This is a genomic window from Streptacidiphilus sp. ASG 303, from assembly GCF_020991365.1.
Classification (GTDB): Bacteria; Actinomycetota; Actinomycetes; order Streptomycetales; family Streptomycetaceae; genus Peterkaempfera.
On the sequence record NZ_JAJLRA010000005.1, the window covers coordinates 156,845 to 174,784 of the forward strand.

The following is a 17,940-nucleotide window of genomic DNA, read 5'->3' on the forward strand; positions in this document are numbered from 1 at the left end:
GGGAGGGGTGCCCGCGTCCGCTTAGGGTGGGCCCGGAACTCGGCACTGCGGGCGGCGCACGGCACCACGTGCGGAAAGACGCCGCCGCAGACGGCACACGGCACAGCAGGACCTCCGGGCACGACCGGCTCGACGGTCGGCGTACCAGGGGGGAACCCATCCATGCGGATCGAACTCAGGCGCCTGGGCGTGGCCGTCCTCGCCGCCGTCGCCGTCCTCGCCGACACGGGCGCCGCGGCCGGAGGCGCGGTCGCCGCGGGCGAGCAGGTGCCCGTCACCGCTCCCCCGGCCGGGAGCGACGCCTGGAACCGGCAGCTGTTCGGCGGGCAGGCGCCGCCGGACCCCGCCGACGCGTCACCGGCCTCGGTGGCCGCCTTCTTCGCCCGCCTGACCCCGGTCGAGCGGCAGCTGCTCACGGCCCGCTACCCGCTGGTCGTCGGCAACCTCGACGGGGCGCCGCCCGCCCTGCGCTACCGCGCCAACGCGCTCGCCCTGGCCGCCGAGCGGTCCGCCGCCCGGCGCACGGCGGCCGACCCCGCCCGCCCCGCCGCCGAACGCTCCGCCGCCGCGGACCGCGCCGCCGTCTGCGACCGGCTCCTGCGGCCGGGCCGCCGCATCCTCGCCTTCGACCCGCGCGGACGCGGCCTGGTCGCCGAGGTCTACGGGGACCTCGCCTCCGCCCGGCGGGTCTCGGTGCTGGTGCCCGGGGCCGACACCGACCTCGGCCGCTTCGACCGCGAGCCCGCACCCGGACAGGACGCGGCGCACTCCGCGGCCGGCATGGGCCGGGCCCTCCACGCCGAGCAGCGGCGGCTGGCGCCGGACGTCCGCACCGCGGTGGTCGCCTGGGCCGGGTACACCACCCCCGTCGGCCTCGGCCCCGACACCGCCACCGACCGCCTCGCCCGCGCCGGGGCGCCGAGGCTGCGGCGCCTGCTCGCCGGGCTCGCCGCGACCGCGCCGGACGCGGGGGTGCCGTCCCTGTTCTGCCACTCCTACGGCTCCGTCGTGTGCGGCGCGGCCGCGCCGGGCATCCGGGCCGGCCGGCGCACCGCGGACGACCCGGCCGGTGTCACCGACATGGTCGTCTTCGGCAGCCCGGGCATGGGCGTCGACCACGCCCGCCAGCTGGGCGACGGGGTGCGGCTGTGGGCGGCGCGCGACGCCACGGACTGGATCGGCGACGTCCCGTACGTGGAGATCGCCGGCATCGGCCACGGCGCCGACCCCACCGGGCCGGCCTTCGGCGCCCGGGTGGTCTCCGCCGCAGGCGCCGCCGGCCACACCGGCTACCTCTCGCCGGGCACCGCCAGCCTGCACAACTTCGCCGCCATCGCCCTCGGCCGCTACGGCGACGTGCGCTGAGGCCGCGGACGCACGCGCCGGGCGCCCGGGGGCGGAGGGGCGGCCCGGCCGCGGCGCGGGGGCGGGCCGGTTGTCGGACACGGCCCCTAGCCTGGGCGCGTGGTGACGTTCGAGGAGTTCAGGGCCATGGGGCTCGCCCTGCCGCGGGCCGTGGAGCGGCTGACCTGGGAGACGCAGGTGACGCTCAGGGTCGGGGAGCGGATCTTCGCCATGGGCGCGGAGGACGACGGGGCCGTCTCGGTGAAGGCGTCCCGGGAGGAGCAGGCGGAGCTGGTCGCGGAGGATCCGGAGGTCTTCTCGCCCGCGCCGTACACCGGCCGCTTCGGGTGGGTGCGGGTGGAGCTGGGCCGGGTCGACCCCGACGAGCTGCGCGACCTGCTGGCGGAGGCGTGGCGGCGCACCGCGCCGAGGCGGCTGGTCCGGGAGTCCGACGCGGCCGGTCGCGGCTGAGCCCGGGGCGGCCGGCGGGGGGGCCGGCCGCCCCGGGCGGGGGGCTGCCCGTGGGGCCGTTCCCGGGCGGTCACTCCCGGGCGGCCGAGGTGGAGCTCATGTCCGGGTAGCGGTCGCCGGCGACGCGGCCGGCGATCGGCTCCAGCGCGGCCAGCTCCGCCTCGGTGAGGTGCAGCGCGGCCGCGGCGGTGTTCTCCTCCAGGCGGCTGCGGCGTCGGGTGCCGGGGATGGGCACGACGGACAGGCCGTGGACCTCCGCCCGCTGGTGCACCCAGGCGAGCGCGATCTGGGCGGGGGTGGCGCCGCGGTCGGCGGCGATCTTGCGGACCGGCTCGACCAGCGCGGCGTTGGCGCGGGCGTTGTCGCCGCTGAACCGGGGCTGGTGCCGGCGGAAGTCGTCCTCGCCCAGCTCCTCGGCGGAGGCGAACGCACCGGTCAGGAAGCCGCGGCCGAGCGGCGAGTACGGGACGAGGGCGACACCGAGCTCGGCGGCGGCCGGCACGGCGGAGCGCTCGGTGTCGCGGGAGAAGAGCGACCACTCCGACTGCAGCGCGGCGATCGGGTGCACGGCGTGCGCCTCGCGCAGCTCGGCACCGGTGACCTCGGACAGGCCGAGGTGGCGGACCTTGCCGGCCTGCACCAGTTCGGCCATGGCGCCGACCGACTCGGCGAGCGGCACGGCGGGGTCGCGGCGGTGCATGTAGTACAGGTCGATGACGTCCACCCCGAGGCGGCGCAGCGAGGCGTCGACGGCCGAGCGGATGTAGGCGGGGCTGTTGTTGACGGCCCGGTACGCCGGGTCGTCGGCGCGCCGCTCGATGGCGAACTTGGTGGCCAGGACCACCCGGTCGCGGTTGGCCCGCACGAAGGGCCCGATCAGCTCCTCGTTGTGGCCGGAGCCGTAGATGTCGGCGGTGTCGAAGAGGGTGACGCCGAGCTCCAGGGCCCGGTCGAGGGTGGCGAGCGCCTCGGTGGTGTCGGTGGGGCCGTAGAACTCGCTCATGCCCATGCAGCCGAGGCCCTGCACGCCGACGACGGGGCCGCCGGTGCCGAGGGTGGTGGTGGGGAGGGTGTTCATGCGGTGCGGTTCCCTTCCGCCGCGCGTGCGGCGTCCGAGTAGAGGTCGATCTTGTGGTCGAGGACGGCGAGGGTGGCCTGCAGGTCGGAGATGCGCTGCCGGACCTCCTCGCGGTGGGCGCGCAGCAGGTCGAGCCGCTCACCGGAGGTGTGGCTCCCGGCGCGGACGAGCTCCGCGTAGCGGACCATGTCGGCGACGGGCATGCCGGTGAGGCGCAGCTTGCCGAGGAAGGCCAGCCAGCCCAGGTCCCGGTCGCTGTAGCGGCGCTGCCCCGAGTAGGAGCGGTCGATGGGGTCCAGCAGGCCGATCCGCTCGTACCAGCGCAGGGTGTGCACGCTGAGGCCGCTGCGGGCGGCCGCCTCGCCGATGGTGTGGCGGGGGGTGTCGTCGGGCTCGGCCGGTGCCGGGGGCGGGGTGCGGGCCTCCGCCGCGGCGGAGGCCCGGGGCGCGGCGGCAGGGGCGGTCGGCGTGATCGGCGTGATCGGACGGGCGACGGCCATGGCGGTACCCCTGGTTCCCTGCGGTTCGGTGCGAGGTGCGACGTCCTCGACGCTAGCGAGTTGGAGTGCACTCCAGGCAAGCACGTCAGGCTGCTCCCCCGGATCCGGCCCCGCATGCCGGTCCACGGCCCAGGTCCACCGCCCAGCTCCACGGCCCGGATCCACCGTCCTGGTCCACCGCCCCGGCGCCGGGGCCGTCCGGGGCGGGCCCGTAGAGTCGGGGCCATGGAGAGTCTGCGGGTGATCGGGCAGTGGCCGGTGCCGACGGCGGCGGCCGCCGTGGTGCGGGGCCGGGACGGAGCGGTGCTGGGGTCGTACGGGCCGCAGGAGCACGCGTTCCCGCTGGCGTCGGTGACGAAGCCGCTGAGCGCGTACGCCGCGCTGGTCGCGGTGGAGGAGGGGGTCTTCGAGCTGGACGACCCGGCGGGCCCGGAGGGCTCCACCGTGCGGCACCTGCTCGCCCACACCTCGGGCCTGGCCTTCGACGAGCACCGCTCGATGGCGGCGCCCGGGACGCGGCGGCTGTACTCGAACGCCGGTTTCGACGTGCTGGCGGAGGCGCTGGAGAAGGCGTCGGGGATCCCCTTCGCGCAGTACGCGGCGGAGGCCGTGTTCCAGCCGCTCGGCATGACCGCCACCAGGATCGACGCCGACCACCGGAGCCCGGCGGGCGCGGGCGGGGTGTCGACCGCGGCCGACCTGGCGCGCTTCGCGGCCGAGTTGCAGGCCCCGCGGCTGCTGGACCCCTCCACGGTGGAGGCGGCCACCCGGACGGTGGCGTACCCGGGGCTGAGCGGGGTGCTGCCGGGCTTCGGGCACCAGCGGCCCAACGACTGGGGGCTGGGCTTCGAGATCCGCGGCGGGAAGTCCCCGCACTGGACCGGCGCACACAGCTCGCCGCAGACCTTCGGCCACTTCGGCCAGACCGGCACCTTCCTGTGGGTCGACCCGGCGGCGGGCGCGGCCTGCGTCTGCCTGACGGACCGGGCCTTCGGCCACTGGTCCGCCGAGGCATGGCCGCCCTTCACCGACGGCGTCCTCGCCGAACTGGCGCGGTAGCCGAACCGGCGCGGCAGTCGGGGCGACGGGCCGGTCGGGCCGTGGCAGCCCCGCCGGGCCGGTCGGGCCGTGGCAGCCCCGCCGGGCCGGGTTCAGCCCACCAGCAGGCCCGAGTGCATCTCCCACACCAGCAGCTCGGCGCCGTCCTCCCCGGCCGCGGGGGCGACGAGCGCCGGGCCGGTGATCCGGGCGGTGTCGCCGGGACGCAGGTCGCGCCCGGTGCCGTGGGGCCCGGCGGCGGTGCGGAAGCCCAGCGAGCCGCGCAGCAGGTGGAGGTGGAGGAAGGGCGCCTGCGGCAGTCCGGCCGGCGGCTCCCAGGGGCCCGCCGCGACGTGGTGGAGGGCGGCGTCGGCGCGGCGCAGCCGCAGGGCGTCGCGGCCGGCGTCGCGCGGCATGCCGGAGGCCAGCAGGGTGGTCCCGCCGGTCCCGGGCTCCGGGCGGCGCAGCCCGTAGACGGGCTCGGCGCCGAAGCGGTCGGGCTGGAGCCACATCTGCACGAACCGCACCGGCCCGGAGGCGCCCCCGGCGTTGCGCTCGGTGTGGACGGCGCCGGAGCCGGCCCCCAGGTACTGGACCATGCCCGGCCGGACCACCCCGGCGTGGCCGCGGTCGTCGCGGTGGGCGAGCGCCCCCTCCAGGACCCAGGTGAGGATCTCGACGTCGCGGTGGCGGTGCTCGTCGAAGCCCGCGCCGGGGGCGAGCAGCTCCTCGTTGCAGGCCAGCAGCGCCCCGAAGTGGGTGTTGCGCGGGTCGTAGTGGCCGGAGAAGGAGAAGGAGTGCCGGGTCTCGACACCCTCGGCCGGGGTGGAGCGGTAGCGCTCGGCGGCGCGGCGCACCTCCGCGCGCGGGCGGGGCTGGTCGGTCACGGCACGGTCCCTTCCGGTGGGCTGCCGGGCGGGGACCCGGCACCGGGAAGATATCGGGAATTGCCCCGGCAACCGGATCGACCTGCGGATATGTGACCGTTGCCACCGCTTTCGGACGGGAGGGCGTGCACGAGCACCGCAATGCGTGAGGCACGCTAGTGCTGTGCCAGCCGCCTCAGCGAAGAACGCAGCGACCGATCCGGTGACCGACGTGGCCCCCGCCGCTGCGCGGAGAGCCGCCCCGCCCGCCGCCCGGTCCCGCGCCACCGTCCGCTCGCAGCCCGTCCGCCCCCGGGCCGGCGCGGGGGACGGCACGGCCGACGGCTCCGCCGCGGGGACGGAGGACGCCGCCGCCGGCCCCGGCGCCGGCCCCGGTACGGCCGACGGCGCGGACACCGCCGTCTCCGCGGACCGCGGCTCGCGGCGCGGCACCGCACTGGAGCGCAGGCTCGCCGCCGAGCGGCACGCCGAGACGCTCCGCCGCCTGGAGAAGGCCTCGGGCCGGCTCGCCAGCAACGCGATCCAGCGGATGGACGAGACGCTCTCCTGGTACCGGCGCATGCCGCCGGAGCACCGCTCCTGGATCGGCCTGGTCGCACAGGCCGGCATCGCCGCCTTCACCGAGTGGTTCCGCCACCCGGAGGCGCCGCAGGCGATGTCCACCGACGTGTTCGGGACCGCCCCGCGCGAGCTGACCCGGGCGGTGACGCTGCGTCAGACGGTGGAGATGATCCGGATCAGCATCGAGGTGGTCGAGGAGGCCATCGACGAGGTGGCCGCCCCCGGCGACGAGGCGGGGCTGCGCGAGGCGGTGCTGGTGTACGCGCGGGAGCTGGCGTTCGCCACGGCGCAGGTGTACGCGCAGGCCGCCGAGGCCCGCGGCGCGTGGGACGCGCGGCTGGAGGCCCTGGTGGTCAACTCGCTGCTGTCCGGCGACGCCGACGAGGGGGTGCTGTCGCGGGCCGCGGCCCTGGGCTGGGGCTCCCCCGACCAGGTGATGGTGGTGATGGGCAGCGCGCCGGAGGGCGACAGCGAGCTGGTGGTGGAGGCGATCCGGCGGGCCGCCCGCCGGGCCCGGCTGCACGTGCTGACCGGTGTGCTGGGCGACCGCCTGGTGGTGGTGGTCGGCGGCTCGATGGATCCGATGCACGCCGCGCGGGCGCTGATCGGCCAGTTCGCGCCCGGCCCGGTGGTGGTGGGCCCGACGGTGGGCGACCTGCTGTCGGCGACCCGGTCGGCGCAGGCCGCGTCGGGGGCGCTGCGGGCCTGCGGCGCGTGGCCGGACGCGCCGCGGCCGGTGCTGGCGGACGACCTGCTGCCGGAACGGGCGCTGGCGGGTGATCCCGCGGCGCGCCGCCAGCTGGTGGAGGAGATCTACATCCCGCTGGAGGAGGCCGGCTCCGCGCTGCTGGAGACGCTCTCGGTCTACCTGGAGCAGGCGTCGTCGCTGGAGGGCGCGGCGCGGATGCTCTTCGTCCATCCCAACACCGTCCGCTACCGGCTGCGACGTGTGACCGACGTCACGGGCTACACGCCCTCGGACGTCCGTTCGGCCTTCACGCTGCGGATCGCCCTCGCGCTGGGCCGCCTCGACGCGCCGGAAGGCCGACGCTGAGGCCGCTGTAGGGAATCCACAAACCGCGTGTAGTTTCTTGGTGACCGCCGTCTACCCGTGCCGGAGTGCCCGGCAGGAGAGGGTTGATTCCGTGCTCGTACTCGTCGCTCCCGGACAGGGCGCCCAGACGCCCGGCTTCCTCGCCCCCTGGCTCGAGGTGGACGGTGTGGCCGACCGGCTGCACTGGTGGTCCGCCGTCGCCGGCCTCGACCTCGTCCGCCACGGCACCGAGGCGTCGGCCGACGAGATCAGGGACACCGCGGTCGCGCAGCCCCTGCTGGTCGCCGCCGGCCTCGCCGCCGTCCACGCCCTGCTGCCCGACGCCGCCGCCCTCGGGCAGGTCGGCGCGGTGGCCGGGCACAGCGTGGGCGAGATCACCGCGGCCGCCGCCGCGGGCGTGCTGAGCGACGAGTCGGCGATGGCCTTCGTCCGGCAGCGCGGCCTGGCCATGGCCGGCGCCGCCGCCACGACCGCCACCGGCATGACCGTCGTCCTCGGCGGGGACGCCGCCGAGGTGGCCGCGAAGCTGGAGGCGCACGGCCTGACCGCGGCGAACAACAACGGCGGCGGCCAGCTCGTCGCCGCCGGGACCCTGGAGCAGCTGGACGCGCTCAAGGCGGACCCGCCGGCAGGCGCCCGGCTGATGCCGCTGAGCGTCGCGGGCGCCTTCCACACGCACCACATGGCCCCCGGCGTCGAGGCCCTGGCCCGGATCGCCCCCGGCATCACGGCCGCCGACCCGCGCCCCGCCTACGTCTCCAACCGGGACGGCGGCGTGGTGGCCTCCGGCGCCGAGGTCCTGGCCCGCCTCGTCTCGCAGGTCTCCAGCCCGGTGCGCTGGGACCTGTGCATGGAGGCCCTGGAGCGGCTCGGCGCCACCTGCGTCATCGAGGTGCCGCCCGCAGGCACCCTCACCAACCTGGTCAAGCGCAACCTCAAGGGCGTCGAGACCCTGGCCCTCAAGACCCCCGCCGACCTGGACAGGGCCCGCGGGCTGGTCGCCGAGCACGGCGAGGCCACCCGGCCGACCGCCACGGAAGGCGTGAACGCATGACCGACACCACCGGCGCGGCCCCGCGCATCCGCCCCAGCAGCGGCGCGGCCTTCTCGCGGATCCACGGCGTGGGCGGCTACCGCCCCGTCCGGGTGATCCCGAACGAGGAGGTCCTGGGGTGGATCGACTCCTCCGACGAGTGGATCCGCACCCGCAGCGGCATCACCGAGCGCCGCTGGGCGGGCCCGGAGGAGAGCGTCTCCGAGATGTCGGTGCAGGCGGCCGGCAAGGCGATCGCCCAGGCCGGCATCGCCCCGGAGCAGATCGGCGCGGTGGTGGTCTCCACCGTCTCGCACTTCAAGCAGACGCCGGCGATCGCCACCGAGATCGCGCACCGGCTGGGCTGCGGCACCGCCGCCGCCTTCGACATCTCCGCCGCCTGCGCCGGCTTCGGCTACGGCCTGGGCCTGGCGGACGGCATGGTCCGCGCCGGCAGCGCCGAGTACGTGCTGGTGATCGGCGTGGAGCGGCTGAGCGACCTCACCGACACCTCGGACCGCTCGACCGCCTTCATCTTCGGCGACGGCGCGGGCGCGGCCGTGGTCGGCCCGTCCGACGAGCCCGGCATCGGCAAGGTGATCTGGGGGTCGGACGGCTCCCAGGCCGACGTCATCTCGCAGACCCAGGCGTGGGACACCGCGTTCGCCAAGCAGGACGCGGTCAACGGCGCCGGTGACGAGGTGAGGTGGCCGGCGCTGCGCATGGAGGGCCAGACGGTCTTCCGCTGGGCGGTGTGGGAGATGGCGAAGGTCGCCCAGCAGGCGCTGGACGCCGCCGGGGTGAGGGCCGACCAGCTCGGCGCGTTCATCCCCCACCAGGCCAACATGCGCATCACCGACGCCATGATCAAGGCGCTCAGGCTGCCGGCGTCCGTGCCGGTGGCCCGCGACATCGCCGAGACGGGCAACACCTCAGCGGCGTCCATCCCGCTCGCCATGGAGCGGATGCTCGCCTCCGGCGAGGCGAGGAGCGGCGACCTGGCCCTGGTGATCGGCTTCGGCGCCGGGCTCGTCTACGCCGCCTCGGTCGTCACCCTCCCGTAGGGCGCGGCCCCGGCACCGGGGCCTGCCGCCCCTTTCCGCAGACAGCCGTCCGCACCCGCCCGGGACGGACCGGCCCCACAGAGAACACACCCCGAATAGGAGCGCCGCAATGGCTACCAAGGACGAGGTCCTGGAAGGTCTCGCCGAGATCGTCAACGAGATCGCCGGCATCCCCACGGAGGACGTCGAGCTGGGCAAGTCCTTCACGGACGACCTGGACGTCGACTCGCTCTCCATGGTCGAGGTCGTCGTCGCCGCCGAGGAGCGCTTCGACGTCAAGATCCCGGACGACGAGGTGAAGAACCTCCGCACCGTCGGCGACGCCGTCGACTACATCCTCGCCAACAGCTGACCAACAGCACCGGGGGCGGCCGCAGGGCCGCCCCCACCGTCCACGGGGCCGCCTGAGCACCGCTCGGGCCGACGCGCACCTGCCGGCGTCCCCTCGGCACCAGCGCCGCCTCGCACGCTGAACACGTGGGAGTAAGAGACCAGTGACCACTGACAACCGCACCACCGTGGTCGTCACGGGTGTCGGCGCCTTCACGCCGCTGGGCGGCGACGCCGCGTCGACCTGGGAGGCACTCCTCGCCGGACGCTCCGGCGTGGACGTCCTCACGGAGGAGTGGGCCGCCGAGCTGCCCGTGCGGATCGCCGCACGCGCCGCCGTCGACCCCGGCGAGGTCCTGCCGCGCCCGGTGGCGCGGAAGCTGGACCGCTCGGCGCAGTTCGCGCTGATCGCCGCCAAGGAGGCCTGGGCCGACGCGGGCTTCGACGCCCCGGCGACCGACGCCTCCTCCAAGGTCGACCCGGACCGCCTGGGCACCGTCGTCGCCTCCGGCATCGGCGGTGTCACCACCCTGCTCGACCAGTACGACGTGCTGAAGGAGAAGGGCGTCCGCCGCGTCTCCCCGCACACCGTGCCCATGCTCATGCCGAACAGCCCGGCGGCCAACGTCGGCCTGGAGATCGGCGCCCGCGCCGGCGTGCACACCCCGGTGAGCGCCTGCGCGTCCGGCGCGGAGGCCATCGGCTACGCCATCGAGATGATCCGCAGCGGCCGCGCCGACATCGTGGTGGCCGGCGGCACCGAGGCGGCCATCCACCCGCTGCCGATCGTGGCCTTCGCCAACATGATGGCGATGTCCAAGAACAACGACGAGCCGCAGCGCGCCTCGCGCCCCTACGACAAGGCCCGGGACGGCTTCGTGCTGGGCGAGGGCGCCGGCGTGGTGGTCCTGGAGTCGGCGGAGCACGCGGCGGCCCGTGGCGCCCGCGTGTACTGCGAGGCGGTCGGCCAGGGCCTGTCCGCGGACAGCCACCACATCGCCCAGCCGGAGCCCTCCGGCCGCGGCGTGGCGGCCGCGCTGACGAACCTGTTCGAGTCCACCGGGCTCGACAGGGCCTCCGTCGTGCACGTGAACGCCCACGCGACCTCCACCCCGCAGGGCGACGTCGCCGAGGTGAAGGCGCTGCGCAAGGTGCTGGGCGACGACCTCGACCACATCGCGGTCTCCGCCACCAAGTCGATGACCGGCCACCTGCTGGGCGGCGCCGGCGGCATCGAGACCGTCGCCACCGTGCTGGCCCTGCACCACCGCACGGCACCGCCGACGGTCAACCTCGACGACCTGGACGACGAGGTGGACGCGGACATCGTCCGCGGCGAGCCCAGGAGCCTGCCGGAGGGGCCGATCGCGGCCCTCAACAACTCCTTCGGCTTCGGCGGTCACAACGTGGTGCTGGCCTTCCGCCGCGACTGATCACGCGACCGCTCCCGACGACCCGTCAGCGAGGACCCCGCCCGGACATCCGGGCGGGGTCCTCGCCGTCTGCGGGCACCCCGCCCGACGTGCTCGAACACCCGCGTTCGAGGCGTCTGAGGGACCGTCGGTTCGGCCGAAAGAATCATCATCTCACCCGATTGCGACTGTCGGCTGGCGCCGGGGACTCCGGTGACGGACGGTGAGCGAGGTGCCTCCGCGATTCCCCTGAGTTGACTTCCTGTCACCGATCGTAGGAGGCGCTGGAAGGTCAACGCCATGCGTGCACGCACGTTCGTCGCCGGCGCCGCACTGAGCGCCGCCGCCCTCGCCCTCGCCGCCCCGGCCGCGCACGCGGACTCCTGGGACCCCGGCAAGTCCGCCGTGCAGGGCAAGGACGACCACGGCAAGGACTGGGGCGGCAAGGACTGGGGCGGCAAGGACGACAAGGACTGGGGCAAGGACTCCGGCCGCGACTGGGGCAAGGACTGGGGCAACAAGGACGACAACCGCGGCGACGACCACGGCCGGGACGAGGGCCGCGGCGACGACCACGGCAAGGACTGGGGCAACAAGGACGACAACCGCGGCGACGACCACGGCGGCGGCTACGGCGGCGGCTACGGCCGCGGGGGCGACCACGGCGGCGGCTACGGCCGCGGCCGCGACAAGGACTGCGACCGCGGCCGCGGCTGGGACAAGGGCTGGGACAAGGGCTGGGGCAAGGACGACAACCGCGACTGCTGCCACAACAACGGCGGCGGCTACGGCGGCGGCTACGGCCGCGACAACGGTGGCGACTACGGCCGCGGGGAGGGCTACGGCCGCAGGCCCCACGGCGGCGTCCACACCGGCGGTGGCGGCATGGCCTCGACCGGCGGGCTCGCCGCCGGCGGCGTCCTGCTCGCGGGCGGCCTCGGCGCCGGCGCCTGGAGCCTGCGCCGCCGCGGCGGCGTGGGCCGCGCCATCTGACACGGCCGGGAACCGCCGGACGGCTCGGTCCCCCCGGACGGTCCGGTCCTGCTGAACAACCCGGTGTGGCCACCGCCGACTCCCGGCGGTGGCCACACCGCCGCTAACGGAAGGCGGTTGCCAGGATGGGCATCAAGGAACAGCCGAGCAGCGCCGCGGCACCGTCCGCCGGAGGCCGCGACGCCGGCGCCGGCCGGCTGCGGCTGGCCGGCGCCGCGGTGCTGCTCGGCCTCTTCATGATCCACAGCTCGCTGGACGGCGCCACCTCACCGCCGGCCCCGGCCCCGGCCGCCGCGCCCGCGCCGGCCTCCGGCACCCCGGGCACCCCCGCGGCGTCGGCGCGCACCCAGGCCGTCCCGCCGTCGGCCCCGGCCGCCGCCCCCGCGCCGCAGGGACCGGCCATGCCGGCCTCCGCCCCCGTCAGGCTCTCCATCCCCCGCATCGGGGTGAACGCGCCCTTCACCAGGTTGACGCTGGACAAGAAGGGCGTGCTGCAGCCGCCGCCCAACACCGACAGCAACCTGGTCGGCTGGTACGGGGACGGCGCGACGCCGGGCGAGCGGGGCACCGCGCTGGTGCTCGGCCACGTGGACACCAAGCTGGGCCCGGCCGTCTTCTGGGGCCTGGGCGCCCTGAAGAAGGGCAACAAGGCCGAGATCACCCGGGCGGACGGCTCCACCGCCGTCTTCACGGTCGACTCGGTGGAGGTCTTCCGGAAGGACGACTTCCCGGACGAGCGGGTCTACGCGGACACCCCGAGCGCCCAGCTGCGCCTGATCACCTGCGGCGGCTCGTACGACCACAAGCGGCGGGACTACACGGCCAACGTCGTGGTCTTCGCCCACCTGGACTCCTACCGCCGGCACTGACCCGGGGGCGCGGCCGGGCCGCGCCCCCGCCCCGGACGCCCGGCCCGGGACCCACGCAGAAGCGCCGCACCCGACGTCCCCCGTCGGGTGCGGCGCGTTCCGTTCGCGGCGGCGGTCCGGCCGGTGGCGTCCGGCCGGACCGGGCGGCTCAGACGACCTGGTGGAGCCAGCGGACCGGGGCGCCCTCGCCGGCGTAGCGGAAGGGCTCCAGCTCGTCGTCCCAGGGCTTGCCCAGCAGGCGGGAGACCTCGGCCTCGAGGTCGGCCTCGCCGGTGCGGGCGCGGGCCATGGCGGCACGCAGGCGGTCCTCGGGGATGAGGATGTCGCCGTGGATGCCGGTGACGGCGTGGAAGATGCCGAGTTCGGGCGTGCTGCTGTAGCGCTCGCCCTCGGCCGTGGCACAGGGCTCAGCGGTCACCTCGAAGCGCAGCAGGTGCCAGCCGCGCAGGGCGGAGGCGAGCCGCGAGGCGGTACCGGGCTCCCCCTGCCAGGAGAACTCGGCACGCCAGGTGCCCGGCGCGGCGGGCTGGCGGATCCAGTCGAGGTTGACGCGCACGCCGAGCACGCCCGCGACCGCCCACTCGACGTGCGGGCAGAGCGCGCGCGGCGCGGAGTGGACGTACAGAACTCCACGTGTCGTCACCGGGACCTCCAGGCTGTGGACGAGGGTCGCCTTCCCCAGCGTCCTCGTGCCCCTTGCCCGTGCTTCCAGTCCGGCACCGTCATTCTGCACCAACTGCCACTACTGCACCACTACCCGGCGTGACTTTCGGTAAACGCTATCCGATCACTAAATCCACCAAAGCGGACAGATTGTCACCCCAGGTGATCGGATCCAGAGCTGAGTACCCCTCAGCGGCACCGCACCGCTCCACGGGGCCGCTGCTGGAGCACACGTTATCGCGGGGCGGACCGTCGCGGGTGACGGTCGATCGGACCCGGCCGGAATCAGCCACCGCCGGAGGCGCCCGCAGCACCCCTCCCGGCGGTGGCGCCGCCGACGGCGGGTGGCAGCATGGGCGGCCGGACGGCCGGACGGCCCGAGGAGGAGGCGCCGTGGACGGCGGGTGGCACGTGATGGTGGAGGAGACCGAGCCGGGCTACGGGTCGGGGGTCGCCCTGCGCACTCCCTTCTTCCTGCCGGGCGGCCGCGACCGGCAGGAGGCGTGCCGCCTCGCGGAGCAGGTGGCCCGTACCCACCGGCCCCAGCACCCCTCGCGCCCGCAGGCCCGCCAGGCGTTCCGCCAGGACGACGGCGTCTGGCACGTGCACGTCCGGGGCGCCACCCGGGTCTTCTGGTTCCGGGTGACCGTGGTGGAGTGGCTCGTGGACGGGTGACGGCCCCTCCGGCCTCCGGGCGGGGCCCCGGGTACGGCCCGCCGGCTGCGGGCCGCCGGACGCACATCCGGCGTACGGCGCGGTCTCACGCACACGACGGCCGGCGTTCACCCGGACCGCCCAGCATCGGCCTCGCACCCGTACGGCATCCCGGCGAGCGAGGAGTCCCCATGGGGCACCGACAGTCCACCCCGGCCACCACCGGCACCCCCTGCGGCACCGCCGCGGCCCGGCCCCGGCCGGCATGACGGCGCCCGCGCCCGCTCCCGCGGTCCGGGCCGCCGCTCCGCGGTCCGTGCTGGGCCTGGACACCGGCACCGCCGACCTGCCCGCCGCCGACGCGCTCCTGCACGCCCTGGCCGGGCTGCCCGCGGACACGGTGGCCTGCACGCACCGGATCCTGGGCGAGCACCCGCACGTGGCCGTCACCGTGGAGGTGTCCGCCGCCGACGCCCCGTCGGTCTGGCCCCTGCTGCGGGCCGCCGCGGACGCCGTGCCCGGCGGCGGCGCGTCCTGGGGGCACCGGCGGCACGGCGCCGCCCCGGCCGCAGAGGCGGCGAACGCCGCGGCGGCGTCCCACGCCCTGGGCCGCGGCCGGGCCGTCCGCTACCCCGGCGCGGCGTCGCTCACCGGGACCCTCGCCGTGGGGGAGCTGCTGGACCGGTCGGCGATCGAGCGGGTGTCCCTCCGGGGCGGGGGGACCGCCGGCGCCGCCGACCGGGTGGCCACCCGCGGCCATGTGCGGCCCGAGCGGCGGGGCGGGGCGCTGGTCCTGCTCGTGGCGGCGGACGCCGGGGGGCGCCTCGCACCGCTGGAGGAGCCCCCCGCGGGGCCCCGCGGCGCCGCCGTGCCGCCTCCCCGGGACGGGAACGCGGCGGACGGCGGTTCCTGACGGCCTCTCGGCAGGCCGGAGGCCGCCCCCGGGCGGGGACGGCCTCCGGTCCGTGCGGGGCGGGTCACCCGGCCAGGCGGACGACCATCTTGCCGGTGTTGGCGCCGCGCAGCATGCCGAGGAAGGCGTCGACGGCGCCGTCGATCCCGTCCACGACGGTCTCGTCGTAGCGGAGGCGGCCGTCGCGCAGCCAGCCGGCGACCTCCTCGGTGAACTGCTGCTGCAGTCCGGCGTGGTCGGCGACCAGCATGCCCTGCAGGCGCAGCCGCTTGCCGATCACCTGGACCAGGTTGCGCGGGGCGGCGGGCGGCTCGGTGTCGTTGTACTGGGCGATGGCGCCGCAGAGGACGGCGCGGCCGTGCACGTTCATCGCGCCGATGGCGGCCTCCAGGTGCTCGCCGCCGACGTTGTCGAAGTAGACGTCGACGCCGTCGGGGGCGGCCTTGGCGAGCTGCTCGGCGACCGGGCCGTCCTTGTAGTTGAAGGCGTCGTCGAAGCCGTACTCGTCGACCAGCTTCGCGACCTTCTCCGCGGAGCCGGCGCTGCCGACGACCCGCGAGGCGCCCTTGAGGCGGGCGATCTGGCCGACCAGGCCGCCGACCGCGCCGGCCGCGCCGGAGACGAAGACGGCGTCGCCCTCCTTGAAGGAGCCGACCTCCAGCAGGCCCGCGTAGGCGGTGAGGCCCGGCATGCCGAGCACGCCGAGGAAGTACGAGAGCGGCGCCGCGTCGGCGTCCACCTTCACCGCGCGCTCGGCGTCGAGGAGGGCGTACTCCCGCCAGCCGAGCCCGTGGAGGACGGCGTCGCCGACGGCGAAGCCCTCGGCCTGCGAGGCCACCACGCGGCCGACGGCGCCGCCGTCCATGGGCCGGTCCAGCTGGAACGGGGGGACGTAGGACTTGACGTCGTTCATCCTTCCGCGCATGTAGGGGTCGACCGACATGTACGCGTTGCGCACCAGGATCTGGCCGGGTCCGGGCTGCTGCACGGGGGCCTCGCGGAGTGCGAAGTCCTCCGGGGTCGGCCAGCCCTGGGGCCGGGCGGTCAGGTGCCACTCGCGGCCGGTGGCGGGGATTGCCTGGTCTGCCATGGTGTCGCGTCCCTTCCGAAAAGATCGAGGTACTGAAGCAACCATGGGGATGAAAAGTTCACCTTGTCAAATATTCAGCTAGGCTGTGTCGCATGTCGCGACAGTCGGATCCCCTCACCCTCGAGGTCGTCGACCTCATGGCGAAGCTGGTCTCCCTCTTCCACAAGGAGTACGAGGAGGCGGCCGCCGCCCGCTCGCTGACCGGCGCCCAGGCCAAGGTGCTGGCGCTGCTGCGCCGGGGCCCGATGCCGATGCGGCACATAGCGCAGACGCTGAGCTGCGAGCCCTCCAACATCACCGGCATCGTCGACCGGCTGGAGGCACGGGGGTTCGTCACCCGGGAGGCCGACCCCCAGGACCGCCGGGTGAAGCTGGTCGCGGTCACCGACTCCGGACGGAGCGCCTCCGAGGAGCTGCGCGAGTCGCTCAACTTCGCCCGCGAGCCGCTCGCCGCCCTCTCCGGTGACGAGCGCACCGTGCTGCGCGACCTGCTGCGCCGCATGCTGGACGGCGCCGGCTCCTGACGCCCGCGGGCGCCGGGGCGGGCGCGGGACGCGGGGTCGCGGGGTCGCGGGGTCGCGAGGACGGCGCGGGTTCAGGCCCCGGGGACCTGCGGCAGGTGGCCGTACGGGTCCGCCGGCTCGGCGCCGGGGGCCTCCCCGTCCTGATCGGCGTCCGGGACCGGCCCGCCCGGGACGGGGGCGTCCGGCACCAGGTCGCGGACCATCAGCGTGGCGCCCGCCACCGCGCCCGGCATCGCGAACACGGCGACCAGCGGCAGCAGGAAGAGCAGCACCAGCGGCACCCCGAAGCCCAGCGCCAGCATCCTGCGTCCGCGGAGCAGCGCCAGCCGCTCGCGCACCGGCACGGCACGGCGCTGCATCGCCACCCCGGTCAGCTCCACGGCGAGGAAGAAGCCGGAGACGCAGAAGCCCAGCACGGGCACCACCGTCTGGCCGAGCACCGGGACGAAGCCCAGGACGAAGAGCAGCAGGCCCAGGCCCACCGCGCGCACCAGGACGTACAGGCTGTCGCGGGCGGAGTTCCACAGCGCGCGCCACAGCGGCAGGTCGGGCCCCTCCGGGCAGCCGCCCTCGGACTCCTCCACCCGCTCCGACAGCGCCTCGTAGAACGGGTCGCCCACCAGGAGCGTCACCGCCGTGAAGGTCACCACGGCCAGCAGCAGGCCGGCGCCGAAGAGCAGCGCGGTGAAGAGGCCGCGCAGGAGCGACCGCAGGGCCGGGGCCCACCCGTCCGCGAACGGGGTCGCCCACGCCGCCAGGTCGCCGCCCCAGACGCCGAGCGCCGCCAGCGCCCCGGCGTACAGCACCAGCGTGACGAGCGCGGGCAGCAGGCCGAAGCCCCACCAGCGGCCGTGCCGCCCCACCCAGCGCTGGCCCTCGCCCAGATACCGCAGCCCCGCCGCAAGATCACGCATGGCCCCAGCCTAGAGGCACCGCCCCGCGGACGGCAGGGGCCCGTCCCCGCCCGCCGCGGGGCGGTCCGGGGCTCCGGACGGGCCCCCGGCGGGACGCACGGTCGGGACGCACGGCGGGGACGCCTGCTCGGGACACCGCGGGGGTCGTGCGGGCGGCAGCGACAGCGACGACGGTGCGCACGAGGCGGAACGAGGGGGCGGGGCGCCCTCCACGGGCGCGGGAGCGTCCGCGCGCCCTCCCCGGCGCCTCCCCGAACGGGTGAAACCCGCAGGGCGCACCCCGGGAAAAGCAGAAGCAGGCCCTACCGTATCGACTGGTAGTGCCTGCTTTGCCAGGGTGGGGCGGGTGGGACTCGAACCCACGACCAAGGGATTATGAGTCCCCTGCTCTAACCGGCTGAGCTACCGCCCCGTGCCGGCAGGACGCCCCCCCAGCACGAGCGGCCCGCGTCGGGCCGCCTGCCGCAGCATAGCTGCTCAGCCGCCCCCTCCGCGCGCCGGGTCCCGGCACGGCGAAGGCCCCCCGGATCACCGGGGGGCCTCCACTG

The 17,940-nt window shown here is 76.0% G+C and carries 19 protein-coding genes and 1 tRNA gene; 13 read left to right on the forward strand and 7 right to left on the reverse strand.

Features of this window, described 5'->3' with window-relative positions; all coding sequences use genetic code 11:
• Window positions 1-162: 162 nt before the first annotated feature.
• Window positions 163-1,365 carry an alpha/beta hydrolase gene (locus LO771_RS09440; protein ID WP_230649748.1) on the forward strand — a complete coding sequence of 401 codons (1,203 nt, stop codon included), beginning with the start codon at window positions 163-165 and terminating at the stop codon, window positions 1,363-1,365.
• Window positions 1,366-1,464: 99 nt separating this feature from the next.
• On the forward strand, window positions 1,465-1,815 hold the full coding sequence (locus LO771_RS09445; protein ID WP_230649750.1) for an MmcQ/YjbR family DNA-binding protein: 351 nt from the start codon (window positions 1,465-1,467) through the stop codon (window positions 1,813-1,815).
• A 70-nt stretch (window positions 1,816-1,885) separates the two neighbouring features.
• On the opposite strand, the gene LO771_RS09450 is transcribed toward LO771_RS09445, so the two are convergent.
• Window positions 1,886-2,893: an aldo/keto reductase gene (locus tag LO771_RS09450; RefSeq protein WP_230649752.1), complete on the reverse strand. Its 1,008-nt coding sequence runs from the start codon at window positions 2,891-2,893 to the stop codon at window positions 1,886-1,888.
• A complete protein-coding gene (locus LO771_RS09455; RefSeq protein WP_230649754.1) occupies window positions 2,890-3,393 on the reverse strand; it encodes a MerR family transcriptional regulator in 504 nt (167 codons plus the stop codon). The genes LO771_RS09450 and LO771_RS09455 overlap by 4 nt, the downstream gene beginning before the upstream one ends.
• A 225-nt stretch (window positions 3,394-3,618) precedes the next feature.
• Here LO771_RS09455 and LO771_RS09460 point away from each other — a divergent pair, with 225 nt between their 5' ends.
• Window positions 3,619-4,452 carry a serine hydrolase gene (locus LO771_RS09460; RefSeq protein WP_230649755.1) on the forward strand — a complete coding sequence of 278 codons (834 nt, stop codon included), beginning with the start codon at window positions 3,619-3,621 and terminating at the stop codon, window positions 4,450-4,452.
• A 92-nt stretch (window positions 4,453-4,544) separates the two neighbouring features.
• Here the strand turns inward: LO771_RS09460 and LO771_RS31295 are convergent, their stop codons facing one another.
• A complete protein-coding gene (locus LO771_RS31295) occupies window positions 4,545-5,318 on the reverse strand; it encodes a pirin family protein (RefSeq protein ID WP_230649756.1) in 774 nt (257 codons plus the stop codon).
• A gap of 436 nt (window positions 5,319-5,754) precedes the next feature.
• Here LO771_RS31295 and LO771_RS09470 point away from each other — a divergent pair, with 436 nt between their 5' ends.
• The 7 genes from LO771_RS09470 (at window position 5,755) to LO771_RS31020 (ending at window position 12,634) form a co-directional block, all read left to right on the forward strand.
• Window positions 5,755-6,933, forward strand: a complete 1,179-nt coding sequence (locus tag LO771_RS09470) for a CdaR family transcriptional regulator (RefSeq protein WP_230650224.1) — start codon at window positions 5,755-5,757, stop codon at window positions 6,931-6,933.
• 91 nt (window positions 6,934-7,024) lie between these two features.
• Entirely contained in the window at window positions 7,025-7,987 is a 963-nt protein-coding gene (locus tag LO771_RS09475) for an ACP S-malonyltransferase (RefSeq protein ID WP_230649758.1), read from the forward strand.
• The gene (locus tag LO771_RS09480; RefSeq protein WP_230649760.1) at window positions 7,984-9,030 is read left to right on the forward strand and encodes a beta-ketoacyl-ACP synthase III; all 1,047 of its coding nucleotides are present in this window, start codon (window positions 7,984-7,986) and stop codon (window positions 9,028-9,030) included. The genes LO771_RS09475 and LO771_RS09480 overlap by 4 nt, the downstream gene beginning before the upstream one ends.
• Window positions 9,031-9,139: 109 nt before the next feature.
• A complete protein-coding gene (locus LO771_RS09485; RefSeq protein ID WP_230649762.1) occupies window positions 9,140-9,382 on the forward strand; it encodes an acyl carrier protein in 243 nt (80 codons plus the stop codon).
• A gap of 142 nt (window positions 9,383-9,524) precedes the next feature.
• Window positions 9,525-10,793, forward strand: a complete 1,269-nt coding sequence (fabF, locus tag LO771_RS09490) for a beta-ketoacyl-ACP synthase II (RefSeq protein WP_230649764.1) — start codon at window positions 9,525-9,527, stop codon at window positions 10,791-10,793.
• 279 nt (window positions 10,794-11,072) lie between these two features.
• Complete coding sequence (locus tag LO771_RS09495; protein WP_230649766.1) at window positions 11,073-11,765, forward strand: hypothetical protein; 693 nt, start codon at window positions 11,073-11,075, stop codon at window positions 11,763-11,765.
• 125 nt (window positions 11,766-11,890) lie between these two features.
• A complete protein-coding gene (locus LO771_RS31020; protein ID WP_304944784.1) occupies window positions 11,891-12,634 on the forward strand; it encodes a class F sortase in 744 nt (247 codons plus the stop codon).
• Between the two features lie 148 nt (window positions 12,635-12,782).
• Here the strand turns inward: LO771_RS31020 and LO771_RS09505 are convergent, their stop codons facing one another.
• Window positions 12,783-13,277: a DUF3145 domain-containing protein gene (locus LO771_RS09505; RefSeq protein WP_230649768.1), complete on the reverse strand. Its 495-nt coding sequence runs from the start codon at window positions 13,275-13,277 to the stop codon at window positions 12,783-12,785.
• Between the two features lie 413 nt (window positions 13,278-13,690).
• On the opposite strand from LO771_RS09505, the gene LO771_RS09510 reads away from it, so the two are divergent.
• Window positions 13,691-13,972 carry a hypothetical protein gene (locus LO771_RS09510; protein WP_230649770.1) on the forward strand — a complete coding sequence of 94 codons (282 nt, stop codon included), beginning with the start codon at window positions 13,691-13,693 and terminating at the stop codon, window positions 13,970-13,972.
• Window positions 13,973-14,216: 244 nt separating this feature from the next.
• Window positions 14,217-14,864, forward strand: coding sequence for a hypothetical protein (locus tag LO771_RS09515; RefSeq protein WP_230649773.1), 648 nt, complete (start codon window positions 14,217-14,219; stop codon window positions 14,862-14,864).
• A gap of 64 nt (window positions 14,865-14,928) precedes the next feature.
• Here the strand turns inward: LO771_RS09515 and LO771_RS09520 are convergent, their stop codons facing one another.
• Window positions 14,929-15,954: an NADP-dependent oxidoreductase gene (locus LO771_RS09520; protein WP_230649775.1), complete on the reverse strand. Its 1,026-nt coding sequence runs from the start codon at window positions 15,952-15,954 to the stop codon at window positions 14,929-14,931.
• A gap of 92 nt (window positions 15,955-16,046) precedes the next feature.
• Here LO771_RS09520 and LO771_RS09525 point away from each other — a divergent pair, with 92 nt between their 5' ends.
• Window positions 16,047-16,478 carry a MarR family winged helix-turn-helix transcriptional regulator gene (locus tag LO771_RS09525; RefSeq protein WP_230649778.1) on the forward strand — a complete coding sequence of 144 codons (432 nt, stop codon included), beginning with the start codon at window positions 16,047-16,049 and terminating at the stop codon, window positions 16,476-16,478.
• Between the two features lie 71 nt (window positions 16,479-16,549).
• Here LO771_RS09525 and LO771_RS09530 read toward each other — a convergent pair whose 3' ends face one another.
• Both LO771_RS09530 and LO771_RS09535 read right to left on the reverse strand, forming a co-directional pair.
• On the reverse strand, window positions 16,550-17,392 hold the full coding sequence (locus tag LO771_RS09530) for an EI24 domain-containing protein (protein WP_230649781.1): 843 nt from the start codon (window positions 17,390-17,392) through the stop codon (window positions 16,550-16,552).
• Window positions 17,393-17,730: 338 nt separating this feature from the next.
• Window positions 17,731-17,804: transfer RNA gene (locus LO771_RS09535), tRNA-Ile, on the reverse strand.
• Between the last annotated feature and the right edge of the window lie 136 nt (window positions 17,805-17,940).